The 18,801-nt window shown below is 72.7% G+C and carries 17 protein-coding genes and 2 pseudogenes; 13 read left to right on the top strand and 6 right to left on the bottom strand.

From position 1 onward, the window contains the following. Positions 1-172 precede the first annotated feature (172 nt). Positions 173-385, top strand: coding sequence for a DUF5708 family protein (locus KGS77_RS26540; RefSeq protein WP_242585671.1), 213 nt, complete (start codon positions 173-175; stop codon positions 383-385). 210 nt (positions 386-595) lie between these two features. After that, a pseudogene (locus tag KGS77_RS26535) lies at positions 596-1,908 on the top strand (MFS transporter). A gap of 57 nt (positions 1,909-1,965) precedes the next feature. Here the strand turns inward: KGS77_RS26535 and KGS77_RS26530 are convergent. Further along, positions 1,966-2,262, bottom strand: a complete 297-nt coding sequence (locus tag KGS77_RS26530; protein ID WP_242585670.1) for a hypothetical protein — start codon at positions 2,260-2,262, stop codon at positions 1,966-1,968. A gap of 111 nt (positions 2,263-2,373) precedes the next feature. Here KGS77_RS26530 and map point away from each other — a divergent pair, with 111 nt between their 5' ends. The 3 genes from map to KGS77_RS26515 all read left to right on the top strand — a co-directional run bounded on the left by map (position 2,374) and on the right by KGS77_RS26515 (position 4,706). Further along, positions 2,374-3,231 (top strand): type I methionyl aminopeptidase, encoded by an 858-nt coding sequence (gene map / locus KGS77_RS26525; protein WP_242585669.1) that lies wholly within the window; start codon positions 2,374-2,376, stop codon positions 3,229-3,231. 131 nt (positions 3,232-3,362) lie between these two features. Further along, positions 3,363-4,037 (top strand): biliverdin-producing heme oxygenase, encoded by a 675-nt coding sequence (locus KGS77_RS26520; RefSeq protein WP_242585667.1) that lies wholly within the window; start codon positions 3,363-3,365, stop codon positions 4,035-4,037. Positions 4,038-4,199: 162 nt separating this feature from the next. After that, the gene (locus KGS77_RS26515; RefSeq protein ID WP_242585665.1) at positions 4,200-4,706 is read left to right on the top strand and encodes a DUF6624 domain-containing protein; all 507 of its coding nucleotides are present in this window, start codon (positions 4,200-4,202) and stop codon (positions 4,704-4,706) included. Positions 4,707-4,853: 147 nt separating this feature from the next. Here KGS77_RS26515 and KGS77_RS26510 read toward each other — a convergent pair whose 3' ends face one another. The 3 genes and pseudogenes from KGS77_RS26510 to KGS77_RS26500 form a co-directional block, all read right to left on the bottom strand. Continuing rightward, positions 4,854-5,546 carry a PhzF family phenazine biosynthesis protein gene (locus tag KGS77_RS26510; protein ID WP_242585663.1) on the bottom strand — a complete coding sequence of 231 codons (693 nt, stop codon included), beginning with the start codon at positions 5,544-5,546 and terminating at the stop codon, positions 4,854-4,856. Positions 5,547-5,636: 90 nt separating this feature from the next. Then, the gene (locus KGS77_RS26505) at positions 5,637-7,004 is read right to left on the bottom strand and encodes an HtaA domain-containing protein (RefSeq protein WP_347404592.1); all 1,368 of its coding nucleotides are present in this window, start codon (positions 7,002-7,004) and stop codon (positions 5,637-5,639) included. A gap of 288 nt (positions 7,005-7,292) precedes the next feature. Next, positions 7,293-8,718 (bottom strand): annotated as a pseudogene (locus tag KGS77_RS26500) (HtaA domain-containing protein). Positions 8,719-9,092: 374 nt separating this feature from the next. Between KGS77_RS26500 and KGS77_RS26495 the strand changes: the two are divergent. From KGS77_RS26495 to KGS77_RS26465, 8 genes are all read left to right on the top strand, one after another. Continuing rightward, the gene (locus KGS77_RS26495; protein WP_242587699.1) at positions 9,093-10,130 is read left to right on the top strand and encodes an ABC transporter substrate-binding protein; all 1,038 of its coding nucleotides are present in this window, start codon (positions 9,093-9,095) and stop codon (positions 10,128-10,130) included. Position 10,131: 1 nt separating this feature from the next. Then, positions 10,132-11,328 carry an iron ABC transporter permease gene (locus KGS77_RS26490; RefSeq protein ID WP_242585659.1) on the top strand — a complete coding sequence of 399 codons (1,197 nt, stop codon included), beginning with the start codon at positions 10,132-10,134 and terminating at the stop codon, positions 11,326-11,328. 61 nt (positions 11,329-11,389) lie between these two features. After that, positions 11,390-12,289, top strand: a complete 900-nt coding sequence (locus KGS77_RS26485) for a heme ABC transporter ATP-binding protein (protein ID WP_242585657.1) — start codon at positions 11,390-11,392, stop codon at positions 12,287-12,289. A 212-nt stretch (positions 12,290-12,501) separates the two neighbouring features. Continuing rightward, a complete protein-coding gene (gene efeO, locus KGS77_RS26480) occupies positions 12,502-13,674 on the top strand; it encodes an iron uptake system protein EfeO (protein WP_242585655.1) in 1,173 nt (390 codons plus the stop codon). Positions 13,675-13,699: 25 nt separating this feature from the next. After that, positions 13,700-15,151: an iron uptake transporter deferrochelatase/peroxidase subunit gene (efeB, locus tag KGS77_RS26475; RefSeq protein ID WP_242585653.1), complete on the top strand. Its 1,452-nt coding sequence runs from the start codon at positions 13,700-13,702 to the stop codon at positions 15,149-15,151. A 36-nt stretch (positions 15,152-15,187) separates the two neighbouring features. After that, on the top strand, positions 15,188-16,183 hold the full coding sequence (gene efeU, locus KGS77_RS26470; protein WP_242585650.1) for an iron uptake transporter permease EfeU: 996 nt from the start codon (positions 15,188-15,190) through the stop codon (positions 16,181-16,183). After that, positions 16,170-16,322, top strand: a complete 153-nt coding sequence (locus KGS77_RS35080) for a hypothetical protein (RefSeq protein WP_347404533.1) — start codon at positions 16,170-16,172, stop codon at positions 16,320-16,322. Before efeU ends, KGS77_RS35080 begins: the two co-directional genes overlap by 14 nt. Next, positions 16,319-17,032, top strand: coding sequence for a hypothetical protein (locus KGS77_RS26465; RefSeq protein ID WP_347404532.1), 714 nt, complete (start codon positions 16,319-16,321; stop codon positions 17,030-17,032). The genes KGS77_RS35080 and KGS77_RS26465 overlap by 4 nt, the downstream gene beginning before the upstream one ends. A gap of 193 nt (positions 17,033-17,225) precedes the next feature. Here the strand turns inward: KGS77_RS26465 and KGS77_RS26460 are convergent, their stop codons facing one another. Together KGS77_RS26460 and KGS77_RS26455 are read right to left on the bottom strand one after the other, a co-directional pair. Continuing rightward, positions 17,226-17,972 (bottom strand): bifunctional DNA primase/polymerase, encoded by a 747-nt coding sequence (locus KGS77_RS26460; RefSeq protein ID WP_242585648.1) that lies wholly within the window; start codon positions 17,970-17,972, stop codon positions 17,226-17,228. A gap of 218 nt (positions 17,973-18,190) precedes the next feature. Then, positions 18,191-18,787, bottom strand: coding sequence for a TetR/AcrR family transcriptional regulator (locus tag KGS77_RS26455; RefSeq protein ID WP_242585646.1), 597 nt, complete (start codon positions 18,785-18,787; stop codon positions 18,191-18,193). Positions 18,788-18,801: the final 14 nt, after the last annotated feature.

The raw sequence follows: 18,801 nt of genomic DNA, 5'->3' as shown, positions 1-18,801 counted from the left end.
TGCGGCCCGGCCTCTCCGTGCGCCCCGGTCCGCCGGTCCGCCGGTCCGCCGGTCCGCCGGTCCGCCGAAGGATGTAGTGCCCGCCCGCCCGAACTCGTGCTGCCGGGCGAGGATTTGCCGATCCTCCCGCACCTAGGCTGACCTGCACAGCGACCCACAGGAGGAATGTTTGATGTCCAACGTGACCAAGACCGGCCCGGCCGCCGGGAAAATCTTCGCGGGAGCGGTCGTCCTCGCCGTAGGACTGGTGATGTGGCTGGTCTTCGGCGGCCACGACCTAGGCATCGTCGAGACGACCAAGGCGGGCATCGTGATCTCCTGCATCGGCGGCGCCGAGCTGCTGTACGGCGTGTACCGGTCGCTCCCCGGGGGCGGGAAAGACTGAACCGGCGCGGTCCCGGACGACGTACGCACGCGGGCGGCGCTCCCCCACCACCTGGCCGCCCGGTCGCCCGGTCGCCCGAAATTGCGTTGCCGCGGCGCGCGGCATTGCGCACGCTGGTGGCCCGTGACCGACTCCCCGCCGCCTTCGCCCTCTTCCGTCACGCCGTCCACACCGGCGCCCTCCGCGCGCCCGCGCCGCCGGACCGCCGCGCTGCTGCCGGACCTGGCCCCCTGGCGCTCCTCGCGTGACTTCCGGCTCATATGGTGCGCGGGCGCGATCACCGTCTTCGGGACCTTCCTGACCTTCGTCGCCGTCCCGCTCCAGCTCAAGGAGCTGACCGGCTCGACGCTCGCGGTCGGCGCGCTCGGCGCCGTGGAACTCGTCCCGCTGATCGTCTTCGGTCTGTACGGCGGCGCGCTCGCGGACGCCCTGGACCGCCGCAAGCTCATCGTGTGGACCGAGGCCGCGCTCGGCCTGCTCTCCGTCGTCCTGCTGCTCAACAGCCTGCTGCCGTCCCCGCTGGTCTGGCCGCTGTATGTGGTCACGGCGGTGAGCAGCGCGCTGTCGGGGATCCAGCGGCCGGCGCTGACCGCGGTCGTGCCGCGCCTGGTCCCGCACGACCAGTTGGCCGCGGCAGCCGCCCTGAACTCCCTGCGCTGGCAGGTCGGCGCCATCGCGGGACCGGCGCTGGCGGGCGTCCTGACCGCCTACGCCGGGCTGCGCTGGGCGTACGCGATCGACGCCCTGACGTACGCGCTGTCCGTACTGCTCGCGGTCCGGCTCTCCCCCTTCCCCGCCTCGCACGACGCCGGGAAACCGTCGCTGCGCGGCATCGCGGAAGGCGCGCGCTACGCCTGGAGCCGCAAGGAACTCCTGGGCACGTACGCGATCGACATCGTCGCGACACTGCTGGCCTTCCCGCTCGCGATCTTCCCCTTCCTCGCCGACGAACTGGCCGCGCCGTGGTCGGTGGGCTGAGCAGCGGCTGGACTTCGCGGGTCCACCGGCACGGCCGGGCGGTCGTCCTGGCGGCGGCGGCCTGGGGCCTGGCCGTGGCCGCCGCCGGATGGATGCCGAACGTGTGGCTGGTGCTGCTCTTCCTGGTCGTCGCCGGGGCCTGCGACATGATCAGCGGCATCTTCCGCTCCGTCATCTGGAACCAGACGATCCCCGACGAGCTGCGCGGGCGGCTGGCCGGCATCGAGATGCTGTCCTACTCCGCCGGCCCGCAGCTCGGCCACGTCCGCTCCGGCGGCATGGCGGCGCTCACCGGCGTCCGCGCCTCGGTGTGGGCCGGCGGGCTGCTGTGCTTCGGGGCGGTCTGCACGCTGGCGCTGGTGCTGCCCAGGCTGATGGCGTACGACTCCAGGACCGACGAGCACGCGGTACGGGTGCGCGCCCTGCGGACGAAGAAGACGGGCGAGGACGGGACGAGAGGGGACAGGACGGGCGCAGACGGGATGGACGCGGACGGGAACGCCTCGGGCCCGGCCCCGGCGGGGAGCGGTCCCTCGGCCGCGTAGCCCTCGCGAGCGATCCGGCCCGGCCGGCACGGGGTCCACCCCGGCCGGCCGACGCGGCTAGGACGCCTTCCCGGTGCCCGTACCGGCTCCCGGTCCCCCGCCCGTCTCAGTCTCCGTCCCTGTCTCGGTCCCTGGCTCTCCCCCTGCGCCCTTCTCGTGCCAGCGCGGGTCCGTCTCCCACTCAACGTTGCGTTCGCGCGCGGTCTCCATCGCGTGCGCCGCCTCCTCCCGGGTGGCGTACGGGCCGAAGCGGTCGGCCGCCCGGCACTCGGGCCCCTCCTCGACCCGCCGGTGCTTGAGGCAGTAGTACCACTCGCCCGGTTTGCCGACCGTACGCCTCCTGAACAGCGCCATCGTGGCCTCCTGTGTGTGTCTGCGGTGCCGCCGTGCGCCCGCGGTGTGCGCACCGTGTACCCATCAAGTGCCCGCCATCCTGCCCGACGGGCCGCCGATACACTCGCTGGCATGTCTGGCCAGTCGCTTCTTGTCCCGGGGACCATCTCCCCCACCCGTCCCGTCCCCTCCTCGATCCCGCGTCCCGAGTACGTCGGCAAAGAGGCACCCACCCCTTACTCGGGCCCCGAGGTGCAGGACGCCGAAACGATCGAGCGGATGCGGATCGCGGGCCGGATCGCGGCCCAGGCGATGGAGGAGGCCGCCAAGCTGATCGCGCCGGGCGTGACCACGGACGAACTGGACCGGGTCGCCCACGAGTTCATGTGCGACCACGGCGCCTACCCCTCCACGCTCGGCTACCGGGGTTTCCCCAAGTCCCTGTGCTCCTCGGTCAACGAGGTCATCTGCCACGGCATCCCCGACTCGACCGTCCTGAAGGACGGCGACATCGTGAACCTGGACGTCACCGCCTACATCCACGGCGTGCACGGCGACAACAACGCCACGTACCTGTGCGGGGACGTGGACGAGGAGTCCAAGCTGCTGGTGGAGCGCACCCGCGAGGCGCTCAACCGCGCGATCAAGGCCGTCAAGCCGGGACGTCAGATCAACGTCATCGGGCGGGTCATCGAGTCCTACGCCAAGCGGTTCGGCTACGGGGTCGTCCGCGACTTCACCGGCCACGGCATCAACTCCTCCTTCCACTCCGGCCTGATCGTCCCGCACTACGACAGCCCGCACCACACCACCGACATCAAGCCCGGCATGACGTTCACCATCGAGCCGATGCTGACGCTGGGGACGTACGACTACGACATGTGGGAGGACGGCTGGACGGTGGTGACCAAGGACCGCAAGCGCACCGCGCAGTTCGAGCACACCCTGGTCGTCACGGAGACGGGAGCGGAAATCCTCACGCTTCCCTGACCGCCACGGGGGTACTGTTTTACCGACAGGACGTCGGGAACAGGTTGACTTAGGTAAGCCTAAGTAGTTAGGTGTTGCCCAAGTGCAGAGATCTGTTCCCGACGCTCTCCCCCGGTCCCCGGAGGCCCGCTTTGGACGCGCCCAGCCCGACCCAGACCGCTCTCCCCTTCTCGACGGTCATCCGTACGGCCTCACACGAACAGCACACCGAGGCCGAGAACTCCTCGTTCATGAGCGACATGCTCGGCGGCAGGCTCGGCGTCCTGGCCTACCGGCGCTATACGGAGCAGCTCTGGTTCGTCTACCGCGCCCTGGAGGGCACCTCCCACACGCTGGCCGACGATCCGGTAGCCGGGCCCTTCATCCGACCGGAGCTGGCCCGCTCCGCCGCGCTGGAGCGGGATCTGGCCCACCTCGGCGGACCCTCCTGGCGTACGGATCTGGAGCCGCTGCCCGCCACGGCCGCCTACGCCGCCCGTATCGCCGAGTGCGCCCGCCACTGGCCGGCCGGCTATGTCGCCCACCACTACACCCGCTACCTCGGCGATCTCTCGGGTGGCCAGATCATCCGCGGTACGGCCGAGAAGACCTGGGGCTTTGCGCGCAAGGGCGACGGCGTGCGCTTCTACGTCTTCGAGAGCATAGGCAACCCCGCCGCCTTCAAGCGCGAGTACCGCGCGCTGCTGGACGCGCTGCCGCTGGACGACCTGGAGAAGCAGCGCGTGATCGAGGAGTGCCGGCACGCCTTCGCGCTGAACACCGCGGTCTTCCGCGAGCTGGGCGAGCGGTTCCCGTTGAGCGCCTGAACGCGGCATCCCACACGCCGGGTCCGGTTCCGCGGTAGATCCAGTATCCCAGCGTCCGGACGTGCTTGTCACCCTGCTCCAGAACGATCTTATGGGGGGGAATTGCCCTTTTAGGGTTGCGTACGAGCAACACCACGCACCCTTATGACTTTTGGAGCAGGAATGGCACGCGACACTGCCGCACTGGCCGCCGAACTCACGGACATGGCCGCGGCGGATCACCGAGCCGCACCTCAGGCGAACAGCGAGGACTTCACCGAGCAGTTGGCGTGGCGGCGCCTGACCGCCCGGCACGCGGACCGGCTGGGCGAGATCATGGACGAGTACGGCTGGCCCACCGCGGAGCTGGTCGGCGAGGACGCGGCGCGGGCCGCTTGGCTGATCGCGCAGCACGCCGACCGGCAGCTCGATGTGCAGCGGCGGGCACTTCACCTGATGGAGCAGGCGGTGGCAGCGGGTACGGCCGACCGACGCGACCTGGCCTTCCTGCGCGATCGCACCCTCGTCAACGAAGGACGGCCGCAGGTCTACGGCACCCAGATCGCCGGGGTGAAGGACGGTTCGCCGGTTCCGTGGCCGTGCGAGGAGCCCGAGCGGATGGACGAGCGGCGGGCGGAGGTGGGCATCCCGCCGTTCGAGGAGTACGTCGCCCGGTTCCCGGTGGGCTGACGCGCCGCGACGCACGTCCGGCGGATCACGCTGCCCGTATGCCTGCGTGCCCGCATACCCGTATGCATGTCTGCGCGCCCGTATGCCTGCGTGCTCGCATGATCCGCCGGACGTTCCCGGCCGAAGTCCTCTCGGGTTGGTGGCCCCTTACGAGCCCGGGAGGCCGTCCACGGTCCGTACGCCGTCCCGGGCGACCCGGCCGCCGACCTCGATCATTCCCCCGTCGCACGGCCGGGTGAGGATCTGCGAGCCCGTCCCCTGGCGGACGTCCAGGGCGCGGCCGAGCTCGCCGGTGAGCACTAGCGCGGCGGCCCCGGTCGCCTCGTCCTCCACGATGTTGTCGCCGCGGCGCGGGAAGGCCCGGGCCCGTACGGTTCCGGCGGCCTCGTCCTGCCAGGCCCAGGCGTACAGCCAGCCCTCGCCGGGCGGCGGCGCGGGCAGCGCGTCCACCTCGGCCACCGAGCCGTACTGCTCGGTACGGCGGCCCGACGCCCACGCGGCGCGCCCACGGACCCAGGTGAACTCCCCGTCGTACGTCACGGCCACCTCGCCCGCCGGCGGGCGCAGCACGCCCACCGGGCCGCCGAGGTCGCGCAGCAGCCAGGCCGTGCCAACCAGTGGGTGCCCGGCGAAGGGGAGCCGGACGCTCGGTGTGTAGATGTCGGCCCGGCCCTGCCGCGCGTCGTCGATGAACACCGTCTCGCTGTAGCCGAGTTCGGCGGCGAGTGCCTGCCGGGCGGCCGGGTCCGGGACGTCCGCGCCGTCCCGTACGACCCCCAGGGCATTGCCGCCCCCGCCGCCGGGCCCGCAGAACACCCTGAGTATCTGCACTTCTGTCATCTGCGCATTCAACATCATCCGACATCACCGGGCGGGTACGGCGGGGAAGGTGCGGGGTGCGGCAGCGAAGGCGTACGGCGTTACGGCGTCCTACGCGCCGGTGCCGGGACGGCGGCGGGCGGCGTACGTCGCGGCGCCGCCGGCGGCCAGGAGCACGGCGGCCGAGGCCGCCATCGGGCCGACGGGTGCGGCGGAGCCGGTGGCGGCCAGTGAGTCCGCCCCCGCACCGCCGCCCGCGCTCCCGCCCGCACCGCCGCCTCCGCTGAAGGTCGCGGCCCCCGGTGCCGCCTTGGCCGCCTCGACCGCCGACGAGGAAGCGGCGGCCGAACGGCTTTCGGCGGAGGCGAGCCGGGCCCGGTCGGTCAGGGTCACGGAGAGGCCGACCGGGTCGAGGCGCTCGCCCGGCCGGTAGTCGCCGCCGAACGCCCCGGCTCCGGCGGTGGTGAGGGTCGCCGGCACGCCGGAGAGGGTGACCACGTCGTTCTTGGCGGTCAGGGCCCCGGCCGGAACGGCGAGGTCCGCGACGGCCATGTCCTTGGTGACGGTGACCTTCCCCGTCGTACGGGACTTGGCGGACACGTCCGCCCGCAGCGTGCCCTTGGTGCCGCTGATCCGCACGCCCAGGTTGGCGAACGACATGTCCAGGACGCCCTCGTGCGCGCGGAAGCGCACCGACCCGTCGAAGTCCGCGTTCAGGGACGATGCCGTGGTGTCGTAGGTGCCGTGGCCCTTGGGGAAGGCGAAGCCGGCGGCGGACGCGGTGGCCCCGTCGGCGGTCTCGATCGTGCCACGGCCGATGGGGCCGGTGACGTACTTGCGGAAGGACTCCCGGACGCCCCAGTCCAGGCGGCCGTCGACGAGCCGCTGCGCGGCGGCGGAGGCGTTACGGGGCGCGGGGGCACCGGCGGCGGGCGCGTGGGGGAACTTGGCGACGGGCCGGTGGGCGGGGGCCGGTGCGGGCCGGTGGGCGGGTGTGGAGGGCCGGGTCCGTCCCGGGTCCGAGCCGTGGGACGGCCGGCCGGCGGAAGTCGCCGGCTTCACGGTGAGCGTGGCCGCATCGAGCACCTGGCCCTTGGGGTACATGCCGTTGAAGGCTTTCGCCCCCTCCGCCGTCAGCTTCGCCGGGATCTTCGCGAAGGTCATCGCGCCGCCCGCGCCGCCGCCGGGCCGTACGGCCGAGAGGTCCAGCGAGGCGAACGGCACATCACCCCGTGTCCTGCCCTCCGCGGTGACATCGGCGGTGAGGGTGCCGGTCCGGCCCTTCGTGGAGACCTTCACATCGGCGAGCTTGATGTCGAAGCGGTGTGCGGTGGAGACGAAGCGGACGCTGCCCTTGAAGGTGGTGGCGACGGCACGGGTGGTCCTGTTGTACGTGCCGGTGCCGCCGGTGAAGGTGAAGACACCGTTGCCCGCCGCCTGCCGCGCGCCGTCCCTCGCCTCGATCCGGCCGTGCGCCATGCCCGTCACGTACTTGCGGAAGGACTCCTTGACGCCCCATTGGAGTGTGCCGTCCTTCAGCTTGACGGTGGTGGGGGCGGCGGCCGGCCCGCCGGAACCGGCCTCGGCGCCGCTGCCGGCGGGAGCGGCGACGGCGACGCCCGGCAGGACGGTGATAAGGGACGCGGTGACGGCGGTCGCGGTGGCGACGGCCGCGGCGAGGGCGAGCGGACGGCGTATGACGGTGGCTGCCATGTCGATGGCTCTCCTTGACAGGTGAGGAAGGGAGGTGCGTGAGGTGAGGGAGGTTCAGTCCTGGACTGCTGCCGGGTCGCTGCCTGCTGTACGGCGGCGGGCTCGCAGGGCCGAGAAGACCGCGACGGCCACGAGGAGCGCACCGGCTCCCAGGGAGAGGGGAAGCACGGGGAAGAGGGACGAGCCGGCGGAACCGGAGGAGTCGGCCGAAGCCGCGGAAGCCTTTGGGGGAGCCCGATGAGGAAGGAGAAGCGGATGCGGAAGCGGCGGAAGCGGACGCCGGGTCACTGCCGAGGTCGGGGAGGGCCGGCAGCCGGGCCGTGTCGTCGAGGGCGACGGCGAGCGAGACCGGGTCCATGTCCGTACCCGCCCGGTACATGCCGCCGAACGCCTTCGCGCCCGGCCCGGTCAGCTTCGCCGGGGCCTCGGTGAGGGTGATCAGGCCGCCCTTGGCCGTGAGCCGCCCGGCCTCGAAGGCCGCCAGCGGCAGCCGTCCGGCGGACTTGCCGTCCTTGGTCACCTCGGCGGTCAGTGTGCCCTCGCCGTCCCGCACCGTCACCGCGACCGAGCGCAGCGCGAGGTCGAGGCCCTTGCCGGTGAAGCGCACGGTGCCGGTGAACTCCGCGCTCAGGGCGGCTTTCCGGGAGTCGTACGTTCCCTTGCCGCGCGGGAAGCGGAAGAGCGCGCCGCCGTCCTGGGCGCCGTCGGCCAGTTTCCACCGGCCGCGGGCGATGGTGCCCGTGACGTACTCGCGGAAGGTACGGCGCACGCCCCAGTCCACGGCCGCGTCCGCGATGGCGCCCTTGGGCCGGCCGCCGTCCTTGGTGCCGTGGGCGCCGGAGGGGGCACCGGGTTTCCCCGGCTGCCCGGACGCCGCCGGTCCGCTTCCTGCCCCCGCCCCGGTCATGACGTCGGCGGAGAGGCTGACCGGGTCCAGCGGCGTGCCGGCCGTGTAGTAGCCGGCGAACGCCCGTGCGCCTTGCGCGGTGAGCGTCGCGGGCACGTTCTCCAGGGCGATGGGGGTGCCGCCGCCCCGGGTGTCGACGCCGGACAGGTTCAGCGCGGCCAGCGGCACCCCGGCGGTCGCGGTGACCTTTCCGGTGGCCTTGTCCTTGCTGGTCACATCGGCGTAGAGGGTGCCCTTGCCGCTCCCGGCCACGACCCGGGGACGGCTGATGGTCAGGTCGAGCACGTATGAGCCGTCCGGCGAGCGGTGCCCGGTGAAGCGGACGCCGCCGGAGTATCCGGCGGTCAGGGAGCCGCTGTCCGGGTCGTACGCCCCGGAGGCGGTGTGGAAGCGGAAGCGGCCGTCGCCGATCGTGGCGGCGCCGCCGCGCAGGGCCCAACTCCCTTTGGCGATGGGCCCGGTGACGTAGGACAGGAAGGAGGACTTCACGCCCCAGTCCAGCCGTCCGCCGTGGACGGTACGGTCTGCCGCGCGGGCGGTGGCCGCCGGGAGCAGGGCGAGGAGCAGCGTCATGGCGAACAGGGCCGTGGTGAACAGCACGAGGGCGGGGCGCGCCACGGCGGCCCGTGCGCCTCCCGTACACACCAGGCCGGCCCGTACGGGCATGCGTCTCCACGGCAGCATCGAGCACCCCTCCAGGGCTAGCGAGTAAGGTAAGGCTAACCTAAGCTAAGCCGGCCACGGGCGGAACCCCGGGCCACGGCCGGCACTCCCGGCCCTCGGTCAACCGGCGTACAGAGAAAGGCGGGACAGTGTCACCAACCCCCCGGGAGGCGGTCCGTCGCCCCTCACGCCCCGCCGGCACACCGATCGCCGTACCGGCCCCCGCCAAGGCCCCCGCCAAGGCCCTCACCCAGCTCCTCGGCCCGGTCACCACGCCGGCCCGCATACCGGCCCTCCTGCTGGCTCTCGCCCTGACCGCCCTGGCCGCCCTGACGCTCACCGGGTGCGGCACGGGCACCGGCGGGGCCGGCGCCTCGGCGCGGCCGGACACCCGGCAGGGCGGGCAGCCCCCCGCCGACCGGGCCGAGCCGCTGCCCGGGCCCGCGCCCCGGCCCGCGCTGCCCGCGACCGTACGGTCGGCCGACGGCCACGAGGTGACGGTCCGTAAGGCGGACCGGATCGTGCCGCTGACCGGCTCCCTCTCGGAGACCGTCTTCTCCCTCGGGCTGGGCGACCGGGTCGTGGCACGGGACATCACCGCCACGTTCGCGCAGGCCGCCAAGCTGCCCGTGGTCACCCGCGCCCATGACGTCTCGGCGGAGAACGTGCTCTCCCTCAAGCCCGACGTGGTGCTCGCGGACACCTCCACCGGACCGGCGGAGGCCATCGCACAGATCCGTGACGCGGGCGTCCCGCTCGTCGTCCTGAAGCCCGCAACCGAACTGGAGGACGTCGGGCGGCGCATCGATACGGTGGCGACGGCACTGGGTGTACGCAAGGCGGGCGAGGCGCTCAAGGAGCGTACGGACCGGCGGATCGCGGCGGCCCGCAAGGCCGTACCGGGCCGGGCGGGCGGGGCGGAGAAGGCCTCCGGCTCCCGGCCCCGGGTCGCCTTCCTCTACCTGCGCGGCTCCGCCTCCGTCTATCTCATCGGCGGCGCGGGGTCCGGCGCCGACTCGCTCATCGAGGCGGCGGGCGGCATCGACGCGGGCAAGGCGTCCGGTCTGAAGAAGGACTTCACCCCGCTGACGAGCGAGGCGCTGGCGAAGGCGGCGCCGGACGTCATCCTCGTCATGACCAAGGGGCTGGCGTCGGTCGGCGGGGTGGACGGACTGGTGAAGATCCCCGGCGTGGCGCAGACGCCGGCCGGGGCGGACCGGCGGGTGGCGTCGGTCGACGACGGGGTGCTGCTGAACTTCGGGCCGCGTACGGACGAGGTGCTGCGCTCGCTCGTCCGGCAGATCCACGCCGGGGGGAAGTGAGGTGTCCACGCTCCCCCGCGCCACGGACGACGCCGCGTCCAGCGATCCGGCCGGCTTCCCCCGGGCCGCCCGGACCCCTCAAGCCCCTCAGACCTCTCAGACCCGCCAGAGCCCTCGGACCGACCCGGCCACGCCGGCCACCCCGACCGCTCACGCCACACCCACCCGCCGCCGCGCCCGCCCCGCGCTGCTCCTGCCCGCCCTGGCCTGCGCCCTCGCGCTCGCCTGCCTGCTGTCCGCCGCGACCGGCGCGTACACCATCCCGGCCGGTGACGTCCTCGGCTCGCTCCTGCACCATCTGCGCCTGGGCGGCGCGGAGCTGGACCGGGTGGCGGAGAGCGTGCTGTGGAACGTACGGCTGCCCCGGGTCGTCCTGGCTCTGCTCGTCGGCTCCTCGCTCGGCTGTGCCGGCGCCCTGATGCAGGGCGTCTTCGGCAACCCCCTCGCCGAGCCGGGCGTCATCGGGATCTCGGCGGGCGCGGCGGTGGGCGCGGTCGGTGCGATCGCGCTCGGCCTGGACGCGCTGGGCAACTGGACGGTGACGGCCTGCGCGTTCGCCGCCGGGCTGCTGACCGTCCTGATCGTCTACGTGCTCTCCCGCTCCGGCGGCCGTACCGAGGTCCTCACGCTGATCCTCACCGGGATCGCCGTCAACGCCTTCGCGGGCGCCCTGATCGGCCTGTGCGTCTTCGTCGCCGACAACGCCCAGCTCTCCCAGATCACGTTCTGGCAGCTCGGGTCGCTCTCCCAGGCCACCTGGCCCAGGGTGCTGGCCACGCTGCCCTGTGCCCTGGCCGGTCTGGCCCTGGCCCCTTCGTACGCGCGCAAGCTGGACCTGCTGGCGCTGGGCGAGCGGCCCGCGCGCCACCTGGGCGTGGACGTGGAGCGGCTGCGCGGGACGCTGATCCTGATCGTCGCGCTGCTGACGGCCGCCGCCGTGGCGGTCGCCGGCGTCATCACCTTCCTGGGGCTGCTGGTGCCCCATCTGCTGCGGATGGCCGCCGGGCCCGGCCACCGTTTCCTGATTCCGGGCAGCGCGCTGGGCGGTGCGCTGGTCCTGGTCACCGCCGACCTCGCCGCCCGTACGGTCGCCCAGCCCGCGGAACTGCCGCTGGGCGTCCTCACCGCCCTCTTCGGCAGCCCGCTCTTCTTCTGGCTGCTGCGCCGGACCCGCCGTACTCAAGGAGGCTGGGCATGACCGTCCGTACGCAGGGAGCGCCGGCCACCGGCCGCCGTACGCGCGGGCGAGGAGCCCGGTCATGAGCCGCCGCACACCGGGCGCGACACCGGGCGCGCCCGTGCTCCGCAGGCTGCTCGCGGGGCACGGCCGCGCCCCGCTCCCCGGGCCCGTCCCCCGTGGCCGTACGTATGTGAGCGCGGCCGGTCTCGAAGTCCGCCTGGGCGACCGCACGGTGCTGGACGGGGTGGAGCTGGAGGTGCGGACCGGGGAGGTGCTGGCGCTGGTCGGGCCGAACGGCGCGGGCAAGTCCACGCTGCTGGCCGCACTGGCCGCCGATCTGCCCGCCGCCGCGGGCGAGGTCCGGCTGGACGGCCGGCCGGTCACCGACTGGCGGGCGCCCGAACTGGCGCGGCGCCGGGCCGTGCTGCCGCAGTCCGCCGCGTTCTCCTTCCCCTTCACGGTGGAGGAGGTCGTACGGATGGGCCGGGCGCCCTGGGCGGGCACCGGGCGGGCGGCACAGGACGACCGGGCCGTGGCGGCGGCGATGGCGGCGACCGAGGTGGACGGCTTCGCGCGGCGGCCGTTGCCCGCGCTGTCCGGCGGCGAGCGGGCCCGGGTCGCGCTGGCCCGCGTCCTGGCCCAGCAGGTGCCGCTGCTGCTGCTCGACGAGCCGACGGCCGCGCTGGACCTGCGCCACCAGGAGCTGGTGCTGCGCGTCTGCCGGGAGCGGGCGGCGGCCGGGGACGCGGTGGTGATCGTCCTGCACGACCTGGGGCTGGCGGCGGCGTACGCGGACCGGGTGGCCGTGCTGCACGACGGGCGCCCGGCGGCGCTGGGGCCGCCCGCCGAGGTGTTCGGTGAGAAGCTGCTGACGCGGGTCTACCGGCAGCCCGTGGAGGTCGTCGGGCATCCGCGGACCGGTGTCCCGCTCGTTCTCCCCGTACGCCACTCCCTCGTCACACCCGTACGTGGCACCTGAGCCTTACTTGACCAGGCCGTTGCCTTGCCGTGACCGGGGCCTCGCCGTTCTGTGACCGGGCCGTGGCCCATGAGAGCGGAATCACTGGACAGTGCGGGCAGAATGCAGGTAAGCCTCGGTTAAGTTAGGGCGGCCTTAGTGCTGTCCCTTCCGCCCTGTACTCTCCAATGTCCCCGTTGTGCCCTCAAAGACCTCATAAGCCTGGAGCCCGTATGCGAGCCCTTCGCTCCTCCGCCGTCGCCGCCGTCACCGTGGCCGCGGCCCTGACCGCCGTCTCCGGCTGTGCGCAGAAGAGCGACGCCGAAGCGGCCGACGGCGCGGACGGCGGCGCGATACGGGTGACGGCCTCCGACGACGCCTGCGAGGTCTCCAAGAAGAGCTTCCCCGCCGGGCACGTCCAGTTCGCCGTGAAGAACGCCGGCTCCAAGGTCACCGAGGTCTACGTCTACGCGCCCGGCGACCGCATCGTCACCGAGCGGGAGAACATCGGCCCCGGCATCAGCCAGGAGATCACCGCCACGATCAAGGCCGGTACGTACGAGATCGCCTGCAAGCCCGGCATGAAGGGCGACGGCATCCGCCAGAAGGTCACCGTCACCGGCAAGGGCGCCGGGCCGGCCGCGCGCGACCCGAAGCTGGACGCCGCGGTCGCCGCGTACCGCAAGTACGTCCAGGAGCAGGCCGACGCGACGCTGCCCAAGGCCAAGGAGTTCGCCGCCGCCGTGAAGTCCGGCGACCTGGAGGCGGCGAAGAAGGCGTACGCCCTCTCCCGCGTCGGCTGGGAGCGCACCGAGCCGGTCGCCGAGTCCTTCGGCGACATCGACCCCAAGGTCGATGTCCGTGAGGACGGCCTGGAGGACGGCCAGAAGTGGACCGGCTGGCACCGGCTGGAGAAGTCCCTGTGGGAGACCAAGAAGATCTCCGAGGACGACAAGAAGCTCGCCGACCAGCTCATCACCGACCTCCAGGGCTGGCAGAAGCGCGTCGGCACGGCCGACATCACCCCCACCGGCATGGCCAACGGCGCCAAGGAGCTCCTGGACGAGGTGCACACCGGCAAGGTCACCGGTGAGGAGGAGCGCTACAGCCACACCGACCTGATCGACTTCCAGGGCAACGTCGAGGGCGCGCAGAAGGCGTACGAGCTGCTCAAGCCGGTCGCCTCCAAGAACGACCCCGCCCTGGTCAAGGAGCTGGACAAGCAGTTCACGGCGATCCGCGCGCTGCTGGACAAGTACCGCGACAGCGGCTCCGTGGACGGCTTCGTCTCTTACGACACGGTGGACAAGGGCGAGCGCAAGGTCCTGTCGGACGGTGTCAACGCGCTGGCCGAGCCGCTGTCCAAGCTGGCCGCCGCCGTGGTCGACGGCAAGTCCGGCAAGTAACGCCTCAGGAGGTCAGGGGCCGGTTATGACGACCGACGGCACGAAGAACGCGCAGGATGCCCGGGACCCGCAGGACTCGCGGGACACGGCGAAGCAGGGCACGGAGAAGCGGGACGCGGAGAAGCAGGGCCCGGAGAAGCAGGGCGCGGAGAAGAAGAGCGCGGAGAAGGCGGCCGGGGACGCCGCCGGGGAGGACGCACGCACCCGCGCCACCGGCTCCGCCGCCCCCTCCCGCCGGACGCTGATCGGCTGGGGCGGCGCCGGGCTCGCGCTCGGCGCGGTCGCCGCCGGCGGCACCGCCGCGGCACTGCGTACGGGCGATGACGCCCAGCCCGCGGCGGCGGCAGCGGCCGACACCGGCGGGGCGGTGCCCTTCCACGGCCCGCACCAGGCCGGTATCGCCACCGCCGTACAGGACCGGCTGCACTTCGCCGCCTTCGACGTCACCACCGACGACCGCCAGGAGCTGATCGCCCTCCTGAAGGAGTGGACGCGGGCCGCGGAGCGGATGACGGCCGGGGACGCGGTCGGTGACGGCGCGGTCGGCGGGCTCGCCGAGGCGCCGCCGGACGACACCGGCGAGGCGCTGGGCCTGCCGCCCTCCCGCCTCACCCTGACCTTCGGCGTGGGCCCCACCCTCTTCGAGAAGCAGGGCAAGGACCGCTTCGGGATCAAGGACAGGCGGCCCCAGGCGCTGGTGGACCTGCCGCAGTTCCCCGGCGACAACCTGGACGCCGCGCGCAGCGGCGGTGACCTGTGCGTCCAGGCGTGTGCGGACGACCCGCAGGTCGCCGTGCACGCGATCCGCAACCTGGCCCGTATCGGCTTCGGCAAGGTCGCCGTGCGCTGGTCGCAACTGGGCTTCGGCAAGACCTCCTCCACCACGCCCGACGCCCACACCCCGCGCAACATGTTCGGCTTCAAGGACGGCACCCGGAACATCGCGGGCACCGACCCCGCCGCCCTCAAGCAGCACATATGGGTCGGCGCGGGCGACGAGAAGGGCGCCGGCCGCTGGATGGCCGGCGGCTCCTACCTCGTCGCGCGCCGTATCCGGATGCACATCGAGACCTGGGACCGCACCTCGCTCAAGGAGCAGGAGGACGTCTTCGGCCGCAGCAAGGGCGAAGGCGCCCCGGTGGGCCGCCGGCGCGAGCACGACGAGCCCCACCTGAAGTCGATGAAGCCGGACGCGCACGTACGGCTGGCGCACCCGGACTCCAACGGCGGGCTGCGCATCCTGCGCCGCGGCTACTCCTTCACCGACGGTACGGACGGCCTCGGCCGTCTGGACGCGGGCCTGTTCTTCCTCGCCTACCAGCGGGACGTACGCCACGGCTTCATCCCCCTCCAGCACAAACTGGCGCGTCACGACGCGCTCAACGAGTACATCCAGCACGTGGGTTCAGCGGTCTTCGCCGTCCCGCCGGGCGTCCGGGACTCCGGCGACTGGTGGGGCCGGGGCCTGTTCGCCTGACTCCTTTGCATCCATGAAGGAAGGGAAGTAACCGACGTGTTCGGCAACTACCTGATCGGCCTGCGCGAGGGCCTGGAAGCCAGCCTCGTCGTCTGCATCCTGATCGCCTACCTCGTCAAGACCGGACGCCGGGCCGCGCTGCGCCCGGTCTGGCTGGGCATCGCCCTGGCGGTGCTGCTCTCGCTGGCCTTCGGCGCGGCGCTCCAGTTCGGGTCGCAGACGCTGACCTTCAAGGCGCAGGAGGCGCTCGGCGGCTCCCTGTCGGTCATCGCGGTGGCGCTGGTGACGTGGATGGTCTTCTGGATGCGGCGTACCGCCCGGCACCTGAAGAAGGAGCTGCACGGCAAGCTGGACGCGGCGCTGGCCATGGGCACGGTGGCGCTGGTGGTCACCGCGTTCCTGTCGGTGGGCCGGGAGGGCCTGGAGACGGCGCTGTTCATCTGGGCCGCCGCGCAGTCCGCGCAGGACGGCGTCCGGCCGCTGATCGGCGCGCTGCTGGGGCTGCTGACGGCGGTGGCGCTGGGCTGGCTGTTCTACCGCGGCGCCGTGAAGATCAATCTGGCGAAGTTCTTCACCTGGACCGGCGGGATGCTGGTCGTGGTCGCGGCGGGCGTGCTGGCGTACGGCTTCCACGACCTCCAGGAGGCGGAGTTCCTGCCCGGGCTGGGCACCAAGGCGTTCGACATCAGCGACCAGGTCCCGGCCGACAGTTGGTACGGCACGCTGCTCAAGGGCGTCTTCAACTTCCAGCCGGACCCCACCGTCCTCCAGGTCACGGTCTGGGCGCTGTATCTGGTCCCCACGCTTCTGATCTTTTTCGCCCCGGGTAGGGTGGCGCCCGATCGTGCCACCCCGGCAGCCGCCCCCGCCGCTGCCCCGGTCGCTCAGAAGGAGCCCCAGCCCCATGACACGCAGGTCGCCGTTCCGGGTGTCCGCAGCGCTGAGCGCGGTGAGCGCGGTGCTGCTGACCCTGAGCGGGTGCATGACGGTGCACGGCGAACGGGAGATGCTCCCGGCGGTGACCAAGGCTGAGGCCGCCAAGGCGCTCAAGCGGTTCACCGACGGCTTCAACGAGGCCAACCGTGAGCTGGACCCGGCGCGGAACCAGTCGTTCGAGTCGGGGGCGCTGCTGGCCCTGGACGCGGCTGTCGTGAAGGCGTCGCGCGGGTGAACCCGAAGGGCAACCCGCGGTACACGCCGCTGACCCTCACGGACGCGCAGTACACCGTTCCCAAGCAGGCGGGCTGGCCGCGGGTGTTCGTCGCGGACGCGGTGAGCAACCGCGGCAACGGCCGCTGGTTCCTGGTGTTCGCGCGCCAGAGCGCCGAGGCCCCGTGGAAGGCCGTCTACCTCGCGTCCCTCGCCGACAACGAGATACCGCAGTTCAAGACGGACCGGGACGGCTATGCCGAAGTGGTGCCGGCGGGCGGGAACTCCGGTCTGAAGGTGGACCCGGGCAAGCTCGGCGAGAGGTACGCGGACTATCTGGGCACCGGCCGGGGCGACACCTTCGCCTCCGGGCCGCACACCGACGGCTGGCGCTCGGTACGCGCCAAGCTGGCCAGGAAGCCCGGTTCACGGCTCCAATGGGAGGACCAGCCGGCGGACTACGCGCCGGTCGCGTTGCGCACCAAGGACGGCGGGGCGCTGGTGTTCTTCTCCACGTACTACCACCAGCAGAAGACCTTCGCCCCGGGGACGCCGGTCATCGTCGCGCCGGCGCTCAAGGGGATCATGGAGGGGCCCGTGAAGAAGAAGACGCAGAAGATGACCTTCACGACGATCTCCGAGCAGACGGTGAAGGTGCCGACCGCGGGCTCGGCGCAGAAGGTCACCTTCCTGCACCGCCTGGAGGCGAAGACCTCGGCGAAGACGCTGTAGCGCGAGGGCGTTGCGGCGTGGTGGCGCGAGGGCGTTGCGGCTCTGTAGCGCGAGAGCACTGCGGCGCGAGGGCGCTGCGGCGCGAGGGCGCTGCGGCGCGGGGGCCGCTGCGGTTCCGTGACGGGGGCGGCGCAGGGGATGACGGGGCGGCACAGAGGTACGGAGCCCCGTACCCGCCGCCGTACGCCCGTGATCAGCGTCCGATCGGCCAGGCCGCGGACTCGTGGTGCCCGGGCCGCTCCACCGCGAACTGCGCGCAGGCGTCGGTGAGCGCCTCCAGCAGCGACAGCGGGTCGGGCAGCGCCCACTCCGGACCGCGCAGCCAGGTCACCGCGGGCTGCTCCCCCGGCAGCCGCGAGGGCGGCAGCAGCACATAGCTGCCGCGGCAGTGCCAGCGCAGCCCCGGGTGTTCGTCCATCGTCTCGGGGTGGCAGTCCAGCTCGCACGGCCACCACTCGTCCTCGTCGTCCGGGGTGCCGCGGGTGGCGGTGAAGAACAGCATCCGGCCGTCGACGGGGCCGGCGCCGCTCAGCGCGACCGGCCCGACCTCGACGCCCGCCTCCGTCAGCCGCTCCAGCGCGCTGTGGCCCGCCTCGGCGGGGACGTCCAGCACGTCGTGGGCGATGCCGGTGGCGGTGATGAAGTTGGCCTGCGGATAGGCGCGGGCCCAGGCGGCGACCTTCTCGCGGTCGGTGCTGGCGACGGTCTGCCAGCCGAAGGAGACCGGGTGGCGGCCGGGCGTGGGACAGCCGATGCGTTCACAGGAACAGCCGTAGCCGGAGGGGTGGGCGGCCGGGGCGAGGGGGAACCCCGCGTCGGCCACCGCCAGCAGCAGGTCCTCGCGACCGCGCGCGGCCACCGATCCCGTGTCCGTATCGTCGCCGCCCGAACCGCTCTTCGGCCGGCGAAGCCACTGGGAGAACCTGCTCTTGCGTTCCATCTATCCCCTCACTTCGAGCGGTGGTCTGGGATCAATGCTGCCACCATCCTCCCCCTGGGGTGACCGGTGTACGGATCCGGGGTGGGTGACACCACATCGAACACGGGGGATTCATTACGATACGTACGATTCATCCGGCACATTCGCCAGGGGCACCCACCCGCCTCACACCCGCCCCGCCCTCGTCAGGCACCCGCCCCGCTTCCGCCGCCCACCCGTCACGTACGGGGGCGGAGCCCGTCGAGCACCATGTCGACGAGTGTGTCGACGAACGCGTGCGACAGCTCCCCGGTCCGCATCAGCCAGCGGTGGGAGACCGGGTTCAGCAGCATCTCGACGGCGATCCGCAGATCGGCGTCCGCGGCCACCTGCCCCGCCTCCTGCGCGGCCCGCAGCCGGTCGACGTACACCTGCATGCCCGGCTCCAGCAGCCTGGCGACGAAGTTCGCCGAGAGCTCCGGGTCGCCCGCGCCCGCCACCGCCAGCGCACGGTAGGGCGCCTGCCACTTGGCGTCACGGAACTCGTCCACCGTCGCGCGCAGGACGAACTTCAGGTCCGCCGCGAGGTCGCCGGTGTCGGGGAGGGCGGCGATGTTCACGTCGGCGTCCGCGGTGAACGCGTCGAGCAGCACGGCGGCCTTCGAGGACCACCACCGGTAGATCGTCTGCTTGCCCACACCGGCGCGGGCGGCGATGCCCTCGATCGTGAGCTTGTCGTAGCCGACCTCGCCGACGAGGGAGAGGGCCGCCTCGAAGATGGCGCGGCGGGAGCGTTCGCTGCGGCGGGCGGCGTCGGGCGCCGTTCTGTTGGACATGGGCGGAGTCTACC

Origin of the sequence: Streptomyces sp. MST-110588 (assembly GCF_022695595.1) — a bacterium.
GTDB lineage: Bacteria > Actinomycetota > Actinomycetes > Streptomycetales > Streptomycetaceae > Streptomyces.
Note: the sequence above shows the minus strand (reverse complement) of the source record. Positions and strands in the feature narration are given on the sequence as shown.

Bases quoted from the DNA above. Each gene is read 5' to 3' on its own strand.
- KGS77_RS26540 (WP_242585671.1), top strand. From the start codon at position 173: ATGTCCAACGTGACCAAGACCGGCCCGGCCGCCGGGAAAATCTTCGCG.
- KGS77_RS26530 (WP_242585670.1), bottom strand. From the start codon at position 2,262: ATGGCGCTGTTCAGGAGGCGTACGGTCGGCAAACCGGGCGAGTGGTAC.
- map (WP_242585669.1), top strand. From the start codon at position 2,374: ATGTCTGGCCAGTCGCTTCTTGTCCCGGGGACCATCTCCCCCACCCGT.
- KGS77_RS26515 (WP_242585665.1), top strand. From the start codon at position 4,200: ATGGCACGCGACACTGCCGCACTGGCCGCCGAACTCACGGACATGGCC.
- KGS77_RS26510 (WP_242585663.1), bottom strand. From the start codon at position 5,546: ATGACAGAAGTGCAGATACTCAGGGTGTTCTGCGGGCCCGGCGGCGGG.
- KGS77_RS26505 (WP_347404592.1), bottom strand. From the start codon at position 7,004: ATGGCGCACGGCCGGATCGAGGCGAGGGACGGCGCGCGGCAGGCGGCG.
- KGS77_RS26485 (WP_242585657.1), top strand. From the start codon at position 11,390: ATGAGCCGCCGCACACCGGGCGCGACACCGGGCGCGCCCGTGCTCCGC.
- efeO (WP_242585655.1), top strand. From the start codon at position 12,502: ATGCGAGCCCTTCGCTCCTCCGCCGTCGCCGCCGTCACCGTGGCCGCG.
- efeB (WP_242585653.1), top strand. From the start codon at position 13,700: ATGACGACCGACGGCACGAAGAACGCGCAGGATGCCCGGGACCCGCAG.
- KGS77_RS26460 (WP_242585648.1), bottom strand. From the start codon at position 17,972: ATGGAACGCAAGAGCAGGTTCTCCCAGTGGCTTCGCCGGCCGAAGAGC.
- KGS77_RS26455 (WP_242585646.1), bottom strand. From the start codon at position 18,787: ATGTCCAACAGAACGGCGCCCGACGCCGCCCGCCGCAGCGAACGCTCC.